Below are 20,302 nucleotides of genomic sequence, written 5' to 3'. Positions count from 1 at the left end.
CCTAAAACGCGACTTGCGCGAGCTTGGTGTCGAGATAGTCGGCAGTCCCCTCGGCGCAGCCCTCGCGGCCCATGCCGGAGAAGCTGGTGCCGCCGAACGGCGCTTCGGACGCCGCCAGTGCAGCGGCTTTCGGCACCGCGCCGATGATTTCTTCGGTGGCGGGGCTCTTCACCGTCATGGTTGCGCCATCGCTGGCACCACACCGTGCGCCATCCATCAGGAGCCCGAAATTCTCGTCCATCACGACACCTCGCTGACGCGGACGAAGCGGCCTTCGGCAGCCGACTTGTAGGCCGCTTCCGCCAGAACCAGAGCCTTGCGCCCGTCCTCAAAGCCCGGCGACGGGGCAATGCCCTGTTCGACGGCATTGACAAACGCGCCGATTTCCGCGTCGAACGCCTCACGGTACCGCTCGATGAAGAAGTTGAGGTACGGGGCCGCCCGCTCGGTATGGGGTTCGGCGTAGTGGTGCATCTCGTGGGGCTTGCGGTTGCCGGACACCACCATGCCCGTGGTGCCCATAAGCTCCACCCGCTGGTCGTAACCATAGACCGCCGTGCGAGAGGTGTTGATATGGCACTGCTTGCCGCTGGCAGTGCGCATCACCACCATCGACGTGTCGAAGTCTTCAAGCTCGTCCATCAGCGCGGGGTCGATCAGCCGGCCGCCGATGGCAAAAACCTCCTCCGGCTCCTCCCCCAGCATGAAGCGGGCAAGGTCGAAGTCGTGAATCACCATGTCGCGGAAGAGGCCGCCCGCGCTCTCGTAATAGGAGCGCGGCGGCATCCCCGGATCGCGCGACGTGATGATAACCTGATGAAGGTCTCCGATGGCGCCGTCCCGGGCTGCCTGCCACGCGGCCCGGTGGCCGGGGTCGAACCGCCGGTTGAAGCCGAGCTGGATGAAGGCGTTCGTGCCCTTCAGGCGCTCGGCGCACGCATTCACCCGTGCCAGCGACAGGTCGATCGGCTTTTCGCACAGCACAGCCTTGCCCGCCCGGACCGCCGCTTCGATGTAGTCGGCATGGGTTTCGGTGACGGTGGCAATCAGCACCGCATCCACGTCGGGCGACGCGAAAACGGCGTCCGCATCCTCGAAAGCGGTCACGCCGTGGGCGCTGGCAACCTCGTTTGCGGAGGGGCGGTGAACATCGGTGACGCCCGCCAGAACGGTGCGCGGATGGCCGGCAATGTTGGCCGCATGCATTCGGCCGATCCGGCCGCACCCGAGCACTGCAAGGCGTAGCATTCATTCCCTCCAATATGTTTTTTGCAACGTTTGTTGCGAGCATCTTGCGCTGTCAATCCACATTCCGCAAGAAAGGGGAAACAGAACATTCGGGGAGGAAGCGATGACGAAGAGGGCCGTCCGCCTGACCATGGCGCAAGCGCTTGTGCGCTATCTCACCTGCCAGTTCACCGAGATCGACGGCGAGGAAGTGCCCTTGTTTGCCGGCGTGTTCGGCATTTTCGGGCACGGTAACGTCACCTGTTTTTCCGAGGCGCTGGAGGCGGTGCAGGACAGGCTGCCGACGTGGCGGGGGCAGAACGAACAGTCGATGGCGCTGGCGGCCATCGGCTTTGCGAAGGCCAAACGCCGGCGGCAGATCATGGTCGCCGCGTCGTCCATCGGCCCCGGCGCCACCAACATGGTGACGGCGGCAGGGGTCGCCCATTCCAACCGCCTGCCGGTGCTGCTTCTCTCCGGTGACACGTTCGCCCACCGCCTTCCGGACCCCGTGCTCCAGCAGGTGGAGCACTTCGGAAATCCCACGGTGACGGTGAACGATGCCTTCAAGGCCGTAACCCGCTACTGGGACCGGATCACCCACCCCGAACAGATCATCTCCTCCCTCCCCCAGGCCGTCGCCACCATGCTGGACCCGGCCGACTGCGGTCCCGCCTTCATCGCCTTGTGCCAGGATACGCAGGAGGTGGCGTTCGATTACCCCGAAGCCTTCTTCGAAAAGCGGATGTGGCGCATCCCCCGCCCCCGCGCCGACCGGGACAGCCTTGCCGACGCCGCCGCGCTTCTGAAGGGCGCGCAACGGCCGCTGATCATTTCGGGTGGCGGCGTGCGCTATTCCGGCGCCGAGGCGGAGCTTGCGGCGTTTGCGGCAAAGCACGCCATTCCGGTGGTCGAGACCATCGCCGGCAAGGGCGCGCTGACCCATGACAATCCGGTCCATGCCGGCCCCATCGGCATCATCGGCTCCACCAGCGCCAATACGCTGGCGGCCGAGGCAGACGTGGTGGTCGCCATCGGCACCAGGCTTCAGGACTTCACCACCGGCTCATGGACGGCATTCGATGCGGATGCAAAGTTCATTGCCATCAACGCCGCCAGATTTGATGCGACCAAGCACCAGGCCCTTTCGGTCGTGGGTGACGCGCGCGAGACGCTGGCGGAACTGACCGGCGCGCTGGGCGATTGGTCCGCCAACCGCCTCGCGCGGGCGCAGGACCTGTTCGGGGCGTGGAATGCGCTGCTGGACGAGCATCAGGCCCCCACCAACCAGCCCGTTCCCACCTATGCGCAGGTGGTTGCGGTGGCCAACAATGCCGCCGGCCCCGACGACACGCTGATTGCCGCAGCCGGCGGCCTCCCCGGCGAGGTGGCGAAAGGCTGGCGGGTGAAGAACCCCAACACGTTCGACTGCGAGTTCGGATTTTCCTGCATGGGCTACGAAATTGCCGCCGGTTGGGGCAACGCCATGGCCCGCCCCGGCACAACGCCCATCGTGATGATCGGCGACGGCAGCTACCTGATGATGAATTCCGACATCTATTCGTCTGTCCTGTCGGGCCACAAGATGATCGTCATCGTCTGCGACAATGGCGGCTTCGCGGTCATCAACCGCCTGCAGAACGCCAAGGGCGTGCCGAGCTTCAACAACCTCATCGCAGATTGCCGCGTGGAAGCGCCCTTTTCGGTGGATTTTGCCCGGCACGCCCAATCCATGGGCGCACTCGCCCGCCACTGCGAAAGCCTCGGCGACCTGCAATCTGCCATGGAGTGGGCCAAGGGGACCGACCGGACCACTGTCATCACCATCAACACCGATGCCTACGCCTGGGTGCCCGGCGATGCGGACTGGGACGTGGGCGTGCCCGAAGTGTCGGACCGCAGCGCCGTGAACGAAGCGCGCGAGGCGCAGCTTGCAATCCGCGCCCGCCAGCGCGTGGGGGTCTGAATGGCGCTCAAGGCCAGGCTCGGCATCGCGCCCATCGCCTGGTGGAACGACGACCTTGCCGAACTCTCCGACGACGTTTCGCTGGAAGAGTGCCTGGCGCAGGCCGCGAAGGCGGGCTTCACCGGCATGGAAACCGGGCGGCGGTTCCCGATGGATGCCGCCGTTCTCTCCCCCATCCTTGCCCGCCACGGCATTTCGGTGTGCGGCGGCTGGTTCTCCGGCCAGCTGCTGAACGGCGAAATTGCAGCGGAAAAGGACCGCATTGCGGCGCAGATGGCATTCTTCAAGGCAGCCGGCGCCCCGTGCATCGTCTACGGCGAAACCGCCCGCTCGATCCAGGGCGACCGCGCGGCACCGCTTTTAACCAAGCCAAAGCTGACGGAGGCGGACATGGCCGCCTATGCGCGCAAGATGACTGCGTTCGGCGAATGGTGCGCCGGGGAAGGCATGCCGCTCGTCTACCACCACCACATGGCGGCCGTGGTGGAGACCGAGCCGGAGCTGGACCTCTTCATGAAGCACTCCGGCGACGCCATTCCCCTCCTCTTTGACGCCGGACACATGGCGTTCGCCGGCGGCGACGTCCTCCGCGTCATCGACAATCACCACGCCCGCATTGCCCACGTCCACACCAAGGACGTGCGCGACGGCGTCATCGCCGCGCTCGACCGCACGAAGGACAGCTTTCTGGATGCCGTGGTGAAAGGCGCATTCACCGTCCCCGGCGACGGCTCGCTCGATTTCGAGACAATCGTGAAGCGGCTCCACGGCCACGGCTACCAAGGCTGGTTCGTGGTGGAGGCGGAGCAGGACCCGAAGGTCAGCCCGCCGCTCGAAATGGCCATCACAGGCCACAGGGAACTTGTCCGCGTGATGAACGCGGCCGGCTATGAAGTGGAGGCTTGAGCCAGAATGAACACTCTTGAAGGCAAGATCTGCGTTGTGACGGGATCGACGCAGGGGCTGGGCGCCGCCATTGCCCGCCGCTTTGCGGCAAGCGGGGCCGCCGGTCTCCTCACCCTTGGCCGCAGCGAGGCCAACGGCAATAAGGTGGCCGAGGCAATCAAGGCGGACACCGGCGTCCCCTGCCACTTCGTCCGTGCCGACCTTGGCGAGGTGGACGACTGCCGCAAGGTGATGGCCGAGGCCGACCGCGTCTACGGCCGGGTCGACGTGCTCGTGAATGCCGGCGCCATCACCGAACGTGGCACCATCCTTTCCACCTCGCCCGAGCTGTTCGACCGGATGTTCGCCATCAACGTGCGCGGCCCGTATTTTCTGATGCAGGAGGCGATCCGCATGATGATCCGCGATGGCGTGGAAGGCGCCATCGTCAACATCGGCTCAACATCGGCGCTGGCGGGGCAGCCCTTCATCAGCGCCTACTGCGCCTCGAAGGCGGCGCTGGCCACGGTGACGCGCAACACCGCGTTTGCGGTGGCGGCCAACCGCATAAGGGTCAACCAGCTCAATATCGGCTGGATGTCGTCCGACAATGAACGCGCTTTGAAGCTGTCGGAAACCGGCGATGCGGACTGGGAGGAAAAGGCCGCCGCCACCTTGCCGTTCGGCCGCCTCCTCGACCCCGACGAGGTGGCGAAGGCCGTCACCTTCATGGCCTCTGACGATGCGGGCATGATGACGGGGACGGTCGCCAACTTCGACCAGTCCGTCTGGGGCGCATACCCGGACGGTCCGCCAGTGCCGGACGGCCCGATGACGCTCTGACCGTCCGGCCGGCCCGGCGCAATGGCACGGCTGCCGGGCTTCGGGCCCGTCAAGGGCGCCACAGGCGGGCGAAGCCGTCACCCTTGACGGGACCGAAGCCCGGCCAAGGCTTGACGCGGGGTTCAGACAAGGCAGACGCAAAGCGGCTGGTTTGCCTGAACCCCTGCCGGTCGGCGAGACGGAGGGAGCGCGAGGGAGGAAATCCCTCGCCTCACAAGTGACAGAATCGGCGCAACGCGCCGTCCGCCCCTCAGGTTTCCCGCGTTACTGTCGGGATCCGCGGTGTTCGCGCGCCATCCTGCAGGCGGGCGGCGAGCGCAATGGTCAGCGCCTGTGCCAGACACATGGGCGCCGCCAGGGAGCGCGAGAAGGTGTACTCATGCTCCGGCACCGCGAAAAGAACGCTTGCGCTCCTGGCAATCGGCGACAGGGATGAATCGGAAATCGCCAGAACAGGCACGCTGCGGGCGGCCGCCTCATCTACCACGTTGACCACTTCGTTGGCATAAAAGCGGAACGACACTGCGACGAGCAGGTCATCTGGCCCCATCGCACGCGCCATGTGGGTGGCAAGCCCGCCCGAGGGGTCCAGCAGCACACAGCGTTTTCCGAGCATGGTCAGGATGTAGCGCATCAGATGCACCACCGGCTCGGAGCGGAGCTGGCCGATGAGATAGATGTTGTCCGCCGCCTCCAGAAGGTCGACGGCTGCAATCAACCTGTCGGGCTCAATTCCGGTGAGGAGGTCTTCCAGCGAGGCGATGTCCCGCACGATGAGGTCGTGCAGGAGGCCATGCTCGGTGCGGCCGCTGAGGGCGCCAAGCTCGCCGGCAAGCGCCGTCTTGCGCGCCTCGAAGCCCGGTGCCGCCGTCGACAGCCGCCGCTGGAACAGCACCTGCAGTTCCTTGAAACCGTTGTACCCGAGCGATTGGGCAAAGCGCACGAAGCTGGACGCGTGGAGCTGCAGCTTCTGGGCGATCGCGTTGACGGAGTTCACCGCAACATCGTTGGGGTTCTGCGTGAGGTAAAGGGCGATCTTCTGGTAGGCCCGGCTCATGGCGTCATAGCGCTCATGGATGACGCGGATCAGCGCCTCATAATCTGCCGGCGGCCCCGTCTCGCCCATGGGAAACCCTCAATGCAACTCATTTTGCAGAATGCCTCCATTCTGCAACGATTGCCAGCAAGGTCCCCGGCCGGCGCCGGCGGACTTTTCCACCGGAGCCGGGGGCGGGTCAGAAGACGAGCCGCTTTTCGGTCGTCGGGATCATCCGCACCGTGTCCTTCGACGGATGCGAGGGTCGGGGCGCCGTCTCGATCGTGACAGGGCGACCCGTGCGGGCCGATTCCTCGACTGCACGGAGGGCCCGCACGTCCGCAAGACCCTCCTCACCGTCCGACTCGGGACGGGTGCCGGACTGGATGCAGTCGGAGAAATACGCAGTCTGCGCGCCAAAATGGTCAACCGGATCAAATTCGTGCTCGGTGACATCGTCGCCGCGGATGACGCGGAATTTCGGCATGGTCTTGAAGGCGTAGCCGGTCGAGACCTCGATCACGCCTTCGGTTCCCACAATCCGGTATTCGTCGAGATCGTGTGCACCGAAGCTGGCGGTGAACGTCGCGATTGCTGCACCCGGGAAGCGGAAGGTCGCCGAGATCACCTCCGGCACCTCGCTGAAGCGCGGGTCTTCGGTGGCGCCATCCATTGCAATCACCTCCACCGGTTCTGCGCTGAAGACATGGCGCATCGCGTTGAGGCAGTAGACGCCGATGTCCTGAAGCGGGCCGCCCCAGTGCTTGGCCTCCAGCCGGTGGTTGCCGAGGTCGGCCTGCATGGTGAAGACCGAGGAGAAGACGCGGGGGGTGCCGATCTGCCCGTCGCGGATGGCATCGAGGATTGCCACCGTCGCAGGCTCGTTGTGCAGCCGGTAAGCCGTCATCAGCAGCGTGCCGGCCTTCTGCGCAGCCGCAATCATCGCCTCGCATTCGGCAACCGTCAGCGCCAGAGGCTTTTCCACCAGCGCGTGGATGCCGGCGTTGGCGGCGCGGATCGCATAGTCGGCGTGCATGGAGTTGGGGAGCGCGATGTAGACGGCATCGCAGACGCCGGACGCCAACATCTCGTCATATTGCTCGTAGCTGTAGATTTTGGGGATGCCGTGGAAATCGGCCAGCTCCTGCGCCCGTTCCGGGTTGCCGGTGACGATTGCCGTCATCTCCGAATTGTCGGTCTGCGCGACCGACGGCATGAACGCGATCTGCGAGATCCAGCCGGAGCCGACGACAGCGTAACGCACCTTGGCCATAAAAAATTCGATCCTCTTGCGTGGGGTGGTTCCCGGCGCGCGTCCGGGAACCGGTTGTCGGGTCAGGAGCCGAGGCAGGTCTTCGCGTTCTCGGCGGTGCACACGTCGAGACCGGTGTAGATCGGATCGGCGACGTCCTTGCCCTCGATGAGTTCCTTCATGATGAACATCGACTTGTAGCCCATCTCGTAGGGGCGCTGGCCGACCTGGCCGTCGGACAGGCCGTCGGCAAGCTGCTCCATCTGCATCGGCAGCGTGTCGGCGACGAGAATGGAGAGCGTGCCGTCTTCCATCTTCGCCTTGTAGGGCTCGACGGCCTGGCGGTAGGCGTTGTCGTACCACTGGGTGAAGGCACCGGTGGAGATGAAGTCCGTCAGGTCCGGGTTGGCGGCGAGGATGTCGGTCATCCCCTGCACGGCCTTGTTGCCGTCATCGTCGGTGATCAGCGGGCAGCCGGCAATCTCGGTCCAGCCGTTCTGGCCGTCGAGCTCGCTGCCGGGAGGGTCGCCGAGCTTTGCGCCGGCCAGCGTCTCACGCACGCCCAGCAGCCGCTCGTTGTGATTGGCCGCCGCAGCGCCGCCGGTCTGCAGGCACAGCGTGCCGCCGTCCGGATGCCGGCCCATGGCGATCTTGGCCAGTTCCACGCCGATGTCGTAGTTTTTGGTGCCGACGTAGGTGGAGCGCATGCCCTGATCTTCGGGCAAAAGGTCCGAATCCCAGGTCATGATGGCAATGCCGGCTTCCTTCGCGCCACGCAGGGCCTTCGCCATGGCGGGCGCGTTGGACGGGGCGACCGCAATGCCGTCGACGCCCTGGCTGATCAGATCCTGCACGATCTGGATCTGCTCCATTTCGGTGTGTTCGCCGGGGCCGATATAGACGCACTCGATGCCGGCATCGTCCTTCTCGGCCTGGGCGCAGCCGTCGCGCGCCAGATCGTAGAAGGGGTTGTTCATGGCCTTGGGTACAAGGGCAAGCTTGAGCTTGTCCTGCGCGGCTGCAGCGCCGGTCATCGCGAACACGGCGAGCATCGCAAGCGATGCAACTGTCCTCATGGTCTTTCCTCCAGTTTTTATTGTTTGGACGACTTGGACGATGCGAGCGATCAGTCACCCCGCCCGCGATTGCGGATCTGTTCCAGAAGAACCGCGAGGATGAGGAACAGACCGACAAAGAATTGCTGCCACAGCGCGTCGATGCCGGCGAGCAGCAGTGAGTTGCGGATGAGCTCCATCAGCGCCGCCCCGATCGGCGCACCCAAGGCGTAGACGACGCCGCCCATGAGGTTCGCCCCGCCGATGACGGTCGCCGCGATGACGTTGAGCTCGTAGGTGAGGCCGAGCGCGTTGGTGACGGAACCGAACCACCCCACCATCAGGAATGCCGCCAGCCCCGCGCAGAGCGACGAGATGACGTAGACCGACACCGTCACATTCTCGACCGGGATGCCGGAAAGCTTGGCCGCCTTGGCATTGCCGCCGATGGCAATCACCCACCGCCCCCACACCGAATAGCGCCACACCCACCAGAACACGGCGGTCAGTATGACGAGGACGATCACCGGGTTGGGGATGCCGTAGATGCTCTCCCCGCCGATCCACTCGAACAGGTCCTGATCGGGCCCGAACTCGTAGATCATCTTGTTGTTGGAGGTGACCATGGCGATGGACCGCGCCATCGCCAGCATGCCGAGTGTCACCACAAATGGCGCCAGTCTCACGTACGCTATGAGAATGCCGTTCACGAGGCCGACCATGGCGGATGCCGCCATGCAGGCGACAAAGCCCCAGAACAGGCCGAACCCCGCCTGCATGACGAGGCCGCAGACGATCCCGGCCAGCCCCATGAGCGAGCCGACCGAAAGGTCGATCCCGCCGGTGCAGATGACCGCCGACATGCCCAGCGCCATGATGCCAAAGAAGGCGAAGTTGCGGGTGATGTTGAAGAGGTTGCGCTCGCTGAGGAACACGTCGGAGACGAAGCTCATGACAAGGCCGATGGCAATGATTGCCACCAACACCCAGAAAGGCTGGGTGCGGACCATTGCCTGAAAGCCGCTCATCTGTGTGCGCGAGGTGACCGACGCGTCGATATCGGCGTGCGAACGGGCCTGGTCGCTCATGCGTACTCGATCGCGCCGGTGATGAGGCCCGTGATCTCTTCGGGGCTCGTGGTGTCGATGTTCTTGTCGGCGACCTTGAGGCCGCGCCGCAGCACCGCCACACGGTCGCAAACGGTGAACACGTCCGGCATCCGATGGGAAACCAGGACCACGGCGTGGTTGGTCTCCTTCAGCCGCTTGATGAGGCCGAGCACCTCGGCCACCTGCCGCACCGAGATGGCGGCGGTGGGCTCGTCCATCAGCACCAGCTTGGGGTCGGACAGGCGTGTTCTGGCGATGGCCACCGCCTGCCGCTGTCCGCCGGACATCTGCTTGACGAGATCGCGCGGCCGGGTCTCCGATTTGAGTTCGGCGAAGAGTTCGCCGGCCTTCACGTACATGGATTTGTAATCGAGATACTTGATCGGGCCGAAGCCCTTCTTCAGCTCGCGGCCGAGGAAGACGTTGGCGGCGGCGGTGAGGTTATCGCACAGGGCAAGGTCCTGGTAGACGATCTCGATGCCGTTGCGCCGCGCGTCGATGGGCTTGGAGAGGTGCACTTCCTTGCCGTCGATCTTCATGCTGCCCCGCGTTGGCGGGAAGTTGCCGGCGATGATCTTCATCAACGTGGACTTGCCGGCGCCATTGTCGCCCATCAGGCCGACGGCTTCGCCGGGCTGGATGGTGAGGTCGACACCCTGCAACGCATGGATCGCGCCAAAACTCTTGGTGATGTTGGTGAGTTCGATGAGGCTCAAGCGGGCCTCCGTGCGCATACTGGCGGGACCGCACATGCCGCGGCCCGAACATTATCGAACTTGACCCCGTGTCTGGCGCACGGGTGCCACCATCCGGTTGTTGCAACCGTAGGCATAGGGCGCATTCCTCCCCAGAAATGCTCTGCAATATTTATTGCGTAATCCTAGTAGCATCAACGAACCGTGCGCAACCACCAGATCATTATTTGAGCAACCATTTTGCGGTGGCTGCGCAGCAGATCAGGTGTTTTCGTCCTATTCGGCGCGAACCATCCCGCTGGCGCCATCCACGCTGAGGGGCGTGCCGGGTGCAATCGTTGCGCGAAGATCGGCGGGGATGTTTGCGATCACCGGAATGAAGGAGAGGATCGCCCCTTGCACCACGGAAGGGTCGGGCATCCCCTCCAGAACGATGGCCGCGGGGTGAGTGCCGGCGCGCTTGAGCTGGTAGAGGAACCGCCATGCGCCGGCCGATCCGCGGGTTGCCCGCAGCACCAGCACCGTACCGGCGACGCTCTGGCCGATGAGGTCGCTTCCCTGCCCCACCACGCGTCCTGTGGCGATGTCGAGATCGCCCAGAAAGGACAGCGGCGTATCGGACAGGAGCGCGGGGCCAGCCGCCGGACCCTTCACGATCCCCCGTCCCTGCCACACCCCGCTCACCGGAACGGCCGCGGCACGAAGCGGCCGGTGACGGCCGATTCCACGGCCCGCGCGCTGGTCGTGACAAGGGTCGGGCACTGGATCATGTCGCGCACATAATGGGCCTGTTTCACCGAATCGACGAGGACGCCGGCAAGCGTTGGCGGCGTGACCCCGAGCGACGGATCCGGCGAACAGGTCCGCGCAAAGTGGCAGGACATGGGGCACGTATCGCTCACCACTCTGGCACCCGCGGCCTCGATGGGCGCCAGGAGCCCTTCCGCCTCGGCGGCGCTGCGCACCGTGCGGTTGGTGGTCACCCAGCAATCGACCCCGTCCGCAATGCGCCGTCCGGCCAGAAGACCGGCATAGACCCGCATTTCGGCAAGAGAGGCATGGGGACAGCCAAGGTGCACAAGGTCGAACCCGTCCACCGCCGCCGTACAGAATTTATCGTAGACCGCCTCGATCGCACCGTCGCCGATAGCCACCTGCGGTACGGACGCTGGCGGTGCAGCATCGCCGGCAAAGCCCGGTGTGACGCCGGGCAGCACGAACATCGCCACCCCGCCGGAGGTTGCCATGCCAACACCCATGGCATCCAGCTCGTCCTCGTCCGGCACCGCGCCAAGCCCGGTGACGAAGGGGATGCCATCGGTCACTTCGGCGCCGATGGCGTAGCCGAGTGCGGTAAAGTCGGTGGTGCCGGACACGGCGGCGCTGATGGCAACATGGTGCGTGGGCACGCGGTTTTCCGGCAGGTGGAGGCCGAAGCGCGGATAGCGGCCGGTCATGCCGGCATAGACGGCAAAGAAGCCGTCGCGGTTGGCAAGCGCACCCAGCACCGAGTTGGCAAAGATCGTGACGCCGCTTTCGATCGAGGCCGCATGCATTCCGGCAGTGGGCCGATGGCCGGCAAAATAGGGCGTGCACGTGAAACAGGTCGCCCCGCCCAGAGCCTTGTGGGCCGCCTCCGCACGCTGCTGGAGCGCGGCCAGCCGTGGGGGCGCGCCGGTCTGCTGCCATCGCGCCATGTCGGCGTTGGCAATGTTGGTGGAGACTACGGTGCGCATGGTCGCCCCTTCGGCCGCCAGCGCGGTGATGAGGTCTACATCGCCGCCATACATCGCCATTCCGGCGTGGATGTGGGCGTAGCCGATGTCTACCATGTCGGAGGCATCGAAGGCTTCGCCCAGTTGCACGAGGCCGTCCATGGCGCGGCGCGCGGGTTCGCCGAACGCACCGTCCAGCATCGCCCTGTCGCGCTCGGAAAGGCGCACCGGCTCAGCTCCCCACGATGAGGCCGCCGGACAGCCGTCGCAGCGCCGCCAGAATGCTGAGCGCCACTACCTGGCTGGTACGGTTGTTCTGCGGTGACGGGAAATTTTGTGACACCATTTCCAGCTCCACCGAATCGGCAATGACGCGGATGGTGTGGCGTGCCCCAGGCAGAGTTCCATCAGCGCGGATGTGGACCGTGGTCCGGTCAAGCCCGATGCCGGCCAGCGACAGCGACACGGCCACGTTGAAGTGCCGCGGAAAATGCCGCGCCGCATCCCGCGCCGAACCGTCGAAGATGGGGACGGGACCGGTCTCGGCCGGGCCAAGGTCGATGCCGTTATCGTGGATATAGGCCTCGTGCTCCAGCGAGGACGGCTTGATGTGCGAGGTCAGCGACACGGACTCCACGGCGCCCTCATTGGCCGCGCGCAGAATATCGAGGCCGGGAAGAGTGCCGCCAGCAATCTGCAACGTGGCGCCGGTGCGGTTTGCAAGGTCGATCAGGTCGAGGTTGGCAGCCAGTGCGCCGACGCTGATGGCAATCACATGACGGCCCGCAGCAAGGCTCGGCTCTACCACATTGCGAAACCCGTCATAGGTTGCGCACTCTACCATCACGCCGGGGTGGTCCGGCGCATCCGCAGCGTCAATGATCGGAACCCGGAGGCCCAGCGCTTCGGCATTCTGGCGTGCCTTCGCCTTGTCGCGTGCGGCAATGGCGGTGATTTGGAGCGAGGCGTCGTCCGCCATGCGCCGGGCAAGCTGCTGGCCCACATTGCCAAATCCGCCGAGCACAACCCTGGTCAGTGTCGTCATTGGCTCCCCTTGCCGCGCGTGATGTTGCGGCTCTCCGATTGACGGCTGTATTCGCAATTGTGTACCGAATGAGCGACATTGCAAGCGCGCCGGCCTTTTCGAAACCGACCGACCCGCTGAACGAAGGGGAACTCGGCGCATGGACCAGAGGGCACCGGTCACCGAAAGTCTGGCCCGCTTCATTGCCGACTTTACAGCCGATGCGCTGCCCGACCCCGTGATGCGCACCGCCGAAGTGCTGGCCTTTGACGGCGTGGGCGTGCTCCTTGCCGCAACCCACCCATCCGTCACCGCCAACAGCGGGATCGGCGCCTACGTGATGGAGAGCGCAGGCCCCGGCGGGGCAACGCTGATCGGCCGCGCCCGCAAGGTGGATCCCGCCAGCGCCGCCCTTGCCAACGGCACCCTCGGCTATGCAGCCGACTTCGAGCCCCACCACCCCGAGGCGATCCTCCATCCCGTCGCGGTGATGATCCCGGTGGCGCTGGCGCTGGCCGAAACGGAAAACCGCTCCGGCGCAGATATTCTGGCCGCCATCGCGCTTGGCTGCGAGGTCACCTACCGCGTTTCCATGGCGATGAACCCGCGCACACTTTACGCGCGGGGCTTTCATCCCTCCGCCGTGGCGGGCAGCTTCGGCGCTGCTGCCGCGGCAGCCTTTCTGTCCGGCCTCGACGCGAAACAGACCCGGTGCGCGCTTGGGCTGGCCGCGCTGCAAACCGGCGGTCTCCTGGCCTGGCAGGACGACCCGCGGGAAGATGCACGGCCGTTCCAGATGGGGCTTGCCGCGCGCAACGGCGTGATGTCCGCCCGGCTTGCCCGCCATGGGTTCGGCGCGCCCGACCGCATCTTCGACGGGGGTCATACAGCGCTCGCCGCCTTCAGCGACACGCCCGATCCCGCCCCGTTGGTGGACGGGCTCGGCACCGCCTGGGACGGGGTGACGGAACTTGCAATCAAGCCCTACCCTTGCGTCTCTTTCCTTCACCCGGCGCTGGATGCGCAGACGAAGCTCCTTGCCGAATACAAGCTGTCGAGCCGGAACATCAGCTCCATCGCGCTGCGCTTTGCCGAAGCCGGCGCGCACTGCGTCGACAACAACCCGCTCAAAGGCCACTCGGCCCAGTACATTTTGCCGGTTCATGCCGCGCGCGGCGGCCTCTCATACCTCGACCTGTTCACCGACCGGCGCGAGAGCGACCCGGAGGTGGCCCGCCTTGCCGCCTCGGCCCGCGTCATCCGCGACACCGGCGAGTTCGACGACAGGTTCCCCGACTTTTATGTCGGCGAAGTCACGCTGACGCTGACAGACGGCACCATCCTCACCGCGCGCAACGATGTTGCCCGCGGCTACCCCGAGAACCCCTTGGGCCGCGACGAGATCGAGGCAAAGTTCGCCAAGGTGACAGGCGAGGTTGCGACGGCCGAGCGCGCTCGCGCTTTGGCCAAGGCCGTCAAAGGCTTGCGCCGCGCGCCGGACACCCGGATGCTGGCCTCACTTCTGGCACCGCCGCCGGATGCCGCACCGGGCGACCAGGCATCACGCAGCCCATCATGAGGAAACGCGCCATGGCTCATGCCCCCGTCGCACGCGACGCACCCGCTGCCCCGGTGTCTTCCTCGCACAGGGCCTACGCCATGATCCGCGAGCGCCTCCTGCGCTTTTCCATTCCGCCCAAACAACGCATCAACGAGGTGAGCCTTGCCGCCGAGCTTGGCGTCAGCCGCACCCCGCTTCGCGAAGCGCTGAACCGATTGTCAGCCGAGGGGCTGATCGTGGACAAGGGCCGCGGTTTTTCCGCGCCGGATCTTCAGGCGGTCGAGGTGGGTCAGCTCTTCGAGGCGCGGCTGGAGGTCGAGCTCTCGCTCGTGCGGCTGGCCTGCGAACGCGGCGGCGACGCTGATTTTGAAGCGATCGACGCCTACCTTGCCGAAAGCGCCGCCGAATCGCCCGATGCTTCGGTGGACCGGCTGGTGGAGCTGGACATCGGCTTTCACGATGCCATTGCGCGCCTGTCGGGCAATGCCGTCCTGCGCGCCATTCTCGCCAACCTCAACGACCGGATCCACCTGGTGCGCTGGATTGCCATGGAAGGCCGCCGCGACCGGACGCAGGCCGAGCACCGCGCCATCCTCGAATGCCTGACGCGGCGTGATGCGGACGGTGCGGCTGCCCTGATGCGCCAGCACATCCTGCACCGCAACGACGATATTCTCGCTGCCATCAAGGCCGCCTACGGCCACATCTACACGCTGGAGAATGGATGAGCTGCACCCTGATCATCGGCGCCGGCTCCGGCATCGGCGCTGCCGTTGCCAAGGCCATCGCCGGCCCCGGCACTGAACTTCTCCTCCACACCGGCCGCAACGCCGAACGGCTTGCCGCAGTGGCGAGCGCCTGCCGCGAAGCGGGCGCAACGGTGGAGACAACGCTTGGCGACACCGGGGCCGCAGACACGTTCGGCCCCATCGAAGGATGGGTCAACGCCCGTCCCGGCGCCCTCACCGGCGTCGTCTTTGCGGCAGGCTACGCAAAGTTCGGCAAGGTGCAGAACACCCCGGTCGAGCCAGTGGAAACCGCATTGCAGGCGATGCCCGCGGCCTTCCATCGCCTTGTTGCCTCGTGCGCCCCCCGGATGCCGGCAAACCGAGGGCGGATTGTCTGCGTCAGCGCGTTTGGGGCGCATGTGGCCAAGGCTTACAGCTATTGCGCCACGGCACCGGCCAAGGCGGCGCTGGAAGCGCAGGTACGGGTCTTTGCCGCCAACCTTGCGCCGAGCGGCATCACGGTGAATGCGGTGGTGCCGGGGTTCATCGCCAAGGACCCCGGCACGCCCTCCTCGCTCACCCCGGCCCAGTGGGCAAAGGTGGAGGCCGAAATTCCCATGGGCCGCGTCGGCCGCCCGGCCGAGGTGGCGGCGCTGATCGCGTTCCTGCTGGGCGAGAGGGCCGGCTACGTCACCGGCCAGGCCATCCACGCCAATGGCGGCCTGACGCTGTAGCCAGGCTCCCGCTTGGACAGATGCTTTGTCGCTCTTTCAACTGCGGGGCGAACGCCTAAACCGGCCCCACCCACGCCGCATCCTGCTGCGATGAGGCAACGCACGCCGCAATGAACCGCATGCCCGAAAGGCCGGCCTCGATCCCAGGCAGGTCCGGGTCCGGCTCGCCCTTGCGAATGGCGGCGGCCGCCGCGGCATAGATGTTGGCAAACCCTTCCAGGTAGCCCTCGGGGTGGCCGGAAGGGATGCGCGAGACGGCATTTGCCGCCTCGTTGGCGCCGGCGCCCATCCGCGTCAGCCGCTGCACCGGCTGGCCGTAGGGGGTGAACCACAACACGTTCGGCTCCTCCTGCGCCCATTCGAGGCCGCCCCGGCTGCCGTGGACCGAAAGGGTCAGCGCATTCTCCTTACCGGCGGCCACCTGGCTGCAGGTGAGCGTGCCCCGCGCCCCGCCCGCAAAGCGCAGCAGAACGTTGGCGCTGTTGTCCAGCGCCCGTCCGGGGCCGAAACTCTGAAGGTCCGCCGCCAGCCGCTCCACCGAAAGCCCGGTGACGAAGCACGCGAGATTGTGCGCGTGGGTGCCGATGTCGCCCACCGCACCGCCGGCGCCGGAGCGTGCGGGATCGGTGCGCCACTCGGCCTGCTTCACGCCCGTGCTTTCCACCGACGTGGTGAGCCAGTCCTGCAGATAGCTGACGTGGACGACCCGGATGTCGCCAAGGTCTCCGGCGGTCACCATCGCCCGCGCCTGCCGTACCATGGGGTAGCCGGTATAATTGTGCGTGAGAATGAACTGCGCGCGGCTCTCCCGTGCCGCGGCGGCCAGCGCTTCGGCGTCCTCCATGGTGGCGGCGAGCGGCTTGTCGCACAGGACGTGGATGCCGCGCTTCAGAAAGGCGATCGCAGGCGCTGCGTGCATGTGGTTGGGCGTGACGATGCTCACGGCCTCGATCCCGTCGGCGCGCGCCGCTTCCGCCTCCGCCATTTCCTCGAAGCTGCCGTAGCAGCGCGCCGGGTCCAGCCCGAGAATTTCGCCGCTTGCCTTCGCCCGGTCCGGCGTGGAGGCCAGGGCGCCCGCCACAAGCTCGTAGTCTCCGTCAAGCCGCGCTGCGATCCGGTGCACCGCGCCAATGAAGGCGCCTGCACCGCCGCCGACCATGCCCAGACGAATTGGCGCCATTGTATCCTGCCCAGAGTTGGCCGCGCACGGCGCAGCGAAAGAACCGGGCGACGGATGGCCGCGCCCGGCAAAAACTCACCAGAGCACGCCTGCCACTGCAACATGTTTCTTGCTCCCGGCGGTCACGCGGCGTTGCGATTGGTCGCGGCGGTCACGGATCCAATCGGGAGCGCGAGCGGTTAGGGTGTGCAGCGACGTCGGCATTTCGCCCGTCCGGGAAGCGAGACCAGATTTTGCGTGAGCCGGCCCACATCAACGCAATCGGCACCGCGGTCCCGCCGCACGAAGTCAATGCGTTCTATCGCCAGTTTGCCGCCTCCCAGTTGCGCCAGAAACCGCGCGAACAGGCGATCTTCCGCAAGCTTGCCGAAAAAGCCGACATCGAACGCCGGTACTCCTGCCTTGCCCCGGCCGCAGACCCCGAGGGCACGGCGCTCGACGCGGGCGGCCTTTTCGCGCGCGGCAACTTTCCCGGCACCGCGACGCGGATGGACCTTTACGAAGCGAACGCGCCGGATCTCGCCATAGCGGCGATCGAGGCAACGGGCGCGGACCTTGCCGCAGTGACCCACCTCATCGTCGCCTCCTGCACCGGGCTTGCAGCACCGGGCCTCGACCTCGAGATCATCGCCCGCACCAACATTGCCGATACCGTGGAGCGCACGCTGGTGGGCTTCATAGGCTGCTACGCCGCCATCAGCGCGTTGAAGCTCGCCCACCACATCGTCCGTTCCGAACCGTCGGCCACGGTGCTGGTGGTCAACCTCGAACTCTGTTCGCTGCACTTCAAGGAAACGGCGGACATCGAGCAGCTTCTCAGCTTCTGCCTCTGGGGCGACGGATGCAGTGCCGCCATCGTCTCAGGACGCCCCTCCGGGATCCGGCTTGAAGGCTTTCATGCTGCGCTTCTCCCCGGCGCGCGCGACCTGATGACATGGAAGGTCCGCAATGACGGGTTCGACATGGTCCTCTCGGGCCGGATTCCCGCCGCAATCCGGCGGACGCTGGAAGGCGACAGTGACGCAATCCTCGGAGGTCGCACCGTCCGTGAGACCGATCTGTGGGCCGTCCACCCCGGCGGCCGCTCCGTGCTGAATGCCGTGGAGCAGGTTCTTGCGCTGCCACCAGACAGTCTTGCACCGTCCCGCAACGTGCTGCGCCAGCAGGGCAACATGTCATCGGCGACCGTGATGTTCGTTCTGAAGGCGATGCTGGCGGATGCCCGTGGCGGCGAAACGGGCTGTGCCATGGCGTTCGGCCCCGGCCTCACGGCCGAAACCTTCACCTTTGCGATGGCCTGAGAGTGCCCTCGCTCGCCGCCCGCCACGTCGAAGCCGAAGTGCTCGACCATCTTGCGCCACAGGACAGCCGCGCCCGCGCCTCGCGCCGCGATCTTTCGCGCATCAACACGCTGATGTTCGCGCCGCGGATACTGGCCCGGCTTCTTTCGCGCCATGCGCCGGAACCGCCCCGCCGGATTCTGGAAATCGGCTGTGGCGACGGGCGCATGTCCCTTGCGCTGGCCGGCCGCCTCGCCCGCCGCTGGCCCGGCGTTGCATTGACCCTGCTGGACCAGCAGGCAGGTCTCGTCACGGACCAAACCCGCGCCGCATTCTCCGCGCTCGGCTGGGAGGTGGACGTGGTTTCAGCCGATGCGTTCGACTATCTGGCCGGTAATCCGCCCCACTTCGACATTGCGCTCGCCAATCTCGTCCTGCACCACTTCGAAGACGAGATGCTGGCGAGGCTTCTCGCCGGGCTCGGCCGTCATGCGGCGCTGGTCGTGGCTGCCGAACCGCTGCGCCGGCCGTTCGCCCTTGCCGCTTCGCGGACGCTTGCCGTCATCGGCGCCAACGACGTGACCCGCCACGATGCGCCGGCCAGCGTCCGCGCAGGCTTTCGCACCGGCGAACTCGGCGCGCTGTGGCCCGCAACCTTCGGCCCCGTGCTGGAGGATCGTGCGTGCGGCCCCTTCAGCCACGTTTTTGCAGCATCCGGCGAAGCAAGGCGCGAACCATGAGCCATGATGCCATCGTGATCGGTGCGGGACCGGCGGGCGCCAGCGCTGCCATCGGCCTTGCCCGGCAGGGTCGACGCGTTGCACTGGTGGAGCGCACCGCCTTCCCGCGCCGCAAGGTGTGCGGCGAATACCTCTCGGCCACCGCCATGCCGGTGCTGCACGCGATTGGCGTTGCCGATGCCTTCCGCGCAAGCGCGGGACCGGAGGTGCGCCGCGTTGCGTGGTATGCCGGGCCGCAGGTCGCCCTCGCCACAATGCCCGAAAGTGCCAACGGCTTCGGCCGTGCCCTCGGCCGCGATGCGCTCGACACGCTTCTCCTGAACGCCGCCCGCCGCCAGGGCGTCGACGTCCTGCAACCGGCCAAGGCGACCGAACTTGCCAGCGACGGCAGCGGCCACCGCGTCACCATCACGCTGGAGGGCGGAACGCGCACGCTGCACGCGCCGGTCGTGATTGCGGCCCACGGAACGTGGGAGCCCGGCGCCTTGCCGACGCATTTGCCCAAAACCCATGCGCAATCGGATTTTCTGGGCTTCAAGGCGCACTTCAACGGCGGCAATCTGCCAGCCGACGTGATGACGATGCTCACCTTTCCCGGCGGTTATGGCGGGCTGGTGTGGGCGGACGGCGGGCGGCTCTCCCTCTCCTGCTGCATCAACCGGCGGACGCTTGGCACCGTGCGGGAGCGCCATGGCGGCACCGCGGCGGAAGCCGTGCTGCAACACCTCATCGTGTCCATGGACGGGCTGAGGGACGCGCTCGGAACCGCACAGACACACGGGGCATGGCTTGCCGCCGGACCGATCCGTCCGGGCTTGCGGGAGGTTTACGCCGGCGACATTTTCCGCGCCGGCAACCTTGCCGGTGAAGCGCATCCGATTGTGGCCGAGGGAATTGCCATGGCGATCCAGTCCGGCTGGCTGCTGGCGCGCGAACTGGGCGGCGTCGATGTCACCAGTCTTCTAGCGCGGCAACAGGCCGGGGCGCGCTATCGCCGGGGATGGCGACGGCAGTTCAGCCTGCGCATTCGGGCCGCGGCGGCCTTTGCAGGCGTCTTCACCCATCCGGCGGCGGCCGTGCCGCTGGCCGCCCTTGCAACCCGGTTTCCCGTTCTTCTGTCGACAGGCGCTCGCTTCAGCGGCAAGACACGCGCCCTGGAAGTTGCCGCGCAGACGCCCGACCGCCAGGCCATACGCGCCGCATGAAGTGGCCGCGCCAGCCCCAGACCACGCGCCGGCGGAGACCTTGAGCCCTGGCCTGCCAATCGCCAAG

General features: G+C 66.4%; 20 protein-coding genes. 9 read left to right on the top strand and 11 right to left on the bottom strand.

Translation table 11 applies throughout. From position 1 onward, the window contains the following. Position 1: 1 nt before the first annotated feature. Together RDV64_RS18325 and iolG are read right to left on the bottom strand one after the other, a co-directional pair. Entirely contained in the window at positions 2-241 is a 240-nt protein-coding gene (locus tag RDV64_RS18325) for a hypothetical protein (protein ID WP_309196404.1), read from the bottom strand. Beyond that, positions 241-1,248: an inositol 2-dehydrogenase gene (iolG, locus tag RDV64_RS18320; protein ID WP_309196403.1), complete on the bottom strand. Its 1,008-nt coding sequence runs from the start codon at positions 1,246-1,248 to the stop codon at positions 241-243. Before iolG ends, RDV64_RS18325 begins: the two co-directional genes overlap by 1 nt. A 103-nt stretch (positions 1,249-1,351) precedes the next feature. Between iolG and iolD the strand changes: the two genes are divergently transcribed. The 3 genes from iolD to RDV64_RS18305 are packed head-to-tail and all read left to right on the top strand — an operon-like array spanning position 1,352 to position 4,921. After that, positions 1,352-3,193 (top strand): 3D-(3,5/4)-trihydroxycyclohexane-1,2-dione acylhydrolase (decyclizing), encoded by a 1,842-nt coding sequence (gene iolD / locus RDV64_RS18315; protein WP_309196402.1) that lies wholly within the window; start codon positions 1,352-1,354, stop codon positions 3,191-3,193. Further along, positions 3,194-4,099: a myo-inosose-2 dehydratase gene (gene iolE / locus RDV64_RS18310; protein WP_309196401.1), complete on the top strand. Its 906-nt coding sequence runs from the start codon at positions 3,194-3,196 to the stop codon at positions 4,097-4,099. 6 nt (positions 4,100-4,105) lie between these two features. Next, positions 4,106-4,921 (top strand): SDR family oxidoreductase, encoded by an 816-nt coding sequence (locus tag RDV64_RS18305; RefSeq protein WP_309196400.1) that lies wholly within the window; start codon positions 4,106-4,108, stop codon positions 4,919-4,921. Positions 4,922-5,171: 250 nt separating this feature from the next. Here RDV64_RS18305 and RDV64_RS18300 read toward each other — a convergent pair whose 3' ends face one another. From RDV64_RS18300 to RDV64_RS18265, 8 genes are all read right to left on the bottom strand, one after another. Next, positions 5,172-6,047 carry a MurR/RpiR family transcriptional regulator gene (locus tag RDV64_RS18300; protein WP_309196399.1) on the bottom strand — a complete coding sequence of 292 codons (876 nt, stop codon included), beginning with the start codon at positions 6,045-6,047 and terminating at the stop codon, positions 5,172-5,174. A 109-nt stretch (positions 6,048-6,156) separates the two neighbouring features. Continuing rightward, entirely contained in the window at positions 6,157-7,230 is a 1,074-nt protein-coding gene (locus tag RDV64_RS18295; protein WP_309196398.1) for a Gfo/Idh/MocA family oxidoreductase, read from the bottom strand. Positions 7,231-7,292: 62 nt separating this feature from the next. Beyond that, on the bottom strand, positions 7,293-8,285 hold the full coding sequence (locus RDV64_RS18290) for a sugar-binding protein (RefSeq protein WP_309196397.1): 993 nt from the start codon (positions 8,283-8,285) through the stop codon (positions 7,293-7,295). Positions 8,286-8,335: 50 nt separating this feature from the next. Beyond that, a complete protein-coding gene (locus RDV64_RS18285) occupies positions 8,336-9,352 on the bottom strand; it encodes an ABC transporter permease (protein ID WP_309196396.1) in 1,017 nt (338 codons plus the stop codon). Further along, the gene (locus tag RDV64_RS18280; protein WP_309196395.1) at positions 9,349-10,089 is read right to left on the bottom strand and encodes an ATP-binding cassette domain-containing protein; all 741 of its coding nucleotides are present in this window, start codon (positions 10,087-10,089) and stop codon (positions 9,349-9,351) included. The genes RDV64_RS18285 and RDV64_RS18280 overlap by 4 nt, the downstream gene beginning before the upstream one ends. 255 nt (positions 10,090-10,344) lie before the next feature. Next, on the bottom strand, positions 10,345-10,722 hold the full coding sequence (locus tag RDV64_RS18275; RefSeq protein WP_309196394.1) for an aconitase X swivel domain-containing protein: 378 nt from the start codon (positions 10,720-10,722) through the stop codon (positions 10,345-10,347). A gap of 26 nt (positions 10,723-10,748) precedes the next feature. Continuing rightward, positions 10,749-12,011 carry an aconitase X catalytic domain-containing protein gene (locus RDV64_RS18270; protein WP_309196393.1) on the bottom strand — a complete coding sequence of 421 codons (1,263 nt, stop codon included), beginning with the start codon at positions 12,009-12,011 and terminating at the stop codon, positions 10,749-10,751. A 4-nt stretch (positions 12,012-12,015) separates the two neighbouring features. Next, complete coding sequence (locus tag RDV64_RS18265) at positions 12,016-12,828, bottom strand: aspartate dehydrogenase domain-containing protein (RefSeq protein WP_309196392.1); 813 nt, start codon at positions 12,826-12,828, stop codon at positions 12,016-12,018. Between the two features lie 139 nt (positions 12,829-12,967). Here RDV64_RS18265 and RDV64_RS18260 point away from each other — a divergent pair, with 139 nt between their 5' ends. Genes RDV64_RS18260 through RDV64_RS18250 form a run of 3 tightly spaced genes read left to right on the top strand, consistent with a single transcriptional unit; the run spans position 12,968 to position 15,830 of the window. Beyond that, a complete protein-coding gene (locus RDV64_RS18260; RefSeq protein WP_309196391.1) occupies positions 12,968-14,386 on the top strand; it encodes an MmgE/PrpD family protein in 1,419 nt (472 codons plus the stop codon). Between the two features lie 11 nt (positions 14,387-14,397). Then, positions 14,398-15,096 (top strand): GntR family transcriptional regulator, encoded by a 699-nt coding sequence (locus tag RDV64_RS18255; RefSeq protein WP_309196390.1) that lies wholly within the window; start codon positions 14,398-14,400, stop codon positions 15,094-15,096. Continuing rightward, complete coding sequence (locus tag RDV64_RS18250) at positions 15,093-15,830, top strand: SDR family oxidoreductase (protein WP_309196389.1); 738 nt, start codon at positions 15,093-15,095, stop codon at positions 15,828-15,830. The genes RDV64_RS18255 and RDV64_RS18250 overlap by 4 nt, the downstream gene beginning before the upstream one ends. 55 nt (positions 15,831-15,885) lie before the next feature. On the opposite strand, the gene RDV64_RS18245 is transcribed toward RDV64_RS18250, so the two are convergent. Next, on the bottom strand, positions 15,886-17,010 hold the full coding sequence (locus RDV64_RS18245; protein WP_309196388.1) for a Gfo/Idh/MocA family oxidoreductase: 1,125 nt from the start codon (positions 17,008-17,010) through the stop codon (positions 15,886-15,888). Between RDV64_RS18245 and RDV64_RS18240 the strand changes: the two genes are divergently transcribed. Genes RDV64_RS18240 through RDV64_RS18230 form a run of 3 tightly spaced genes read left to right on the top strand, consistent with a single transcriptional unit; the run spans position 17,001 to position 20,235 of the window. Further along, the gene (locus tag RDV64_RS18240; RefSeq protein ID WP_309196387.1) at positions 17,001-18,311 is read left to right on the top strand and encodes a type III polyketide synthase; all 1,311 of its coding nucleotides are present in this window, start codon (positions 17,001-17,003) and stop codon (positions 18,309-18,311) included. The two genes, RDV64_RS18245 and RDV64_RS18240, sit on opposite strands and share 10 nt — an antisense overlap. 2 nt (positions 18,312-18,313) lie before the next feature. Continuing rightward, positions 18,314-19,030, top strand: coding sequence for a class I SAM-dependent methyltransferase (locus tag RDV64_RS18235; protein WP_309196386.1), 717 nt, complete (start codon positions 18,314-18,316; stop codon positions 19,028-19,030). Next, on the top strand, positions 19,027-20,235 hold the full coding sequence (locus RDV64_RS18230) for an FAD-dependent monooxygenase (RefSeq protein ID WP_309196385.1): 1,209 nt from the start codon (positions 19,027-19,029) through the stop codon (positions 20,233-20,235). The genes RDV64_RS18235 and RDV64_RS18230 overlap by 4 nt, the downstream gene beginning before the upstream one ends. Positions 20,236-20,302 lie beyond the last annotated feature (67 nt).

This window comes from Acuticoccus sp. MNP-M23 (genome assembly GCF_031195445.1).
In the GTDB taxonomy this organism is placed as follows: domain Bacteria; phylum Pseudomonadota; class Alphaproteobacteria; order Rhizobiales; family Amorphaceae; genus Acuticoccus.
Note: the sequence above shows the minus strand (reverse complement) of the source record. Positions and strands in the feature narration are given on the sequence as shown.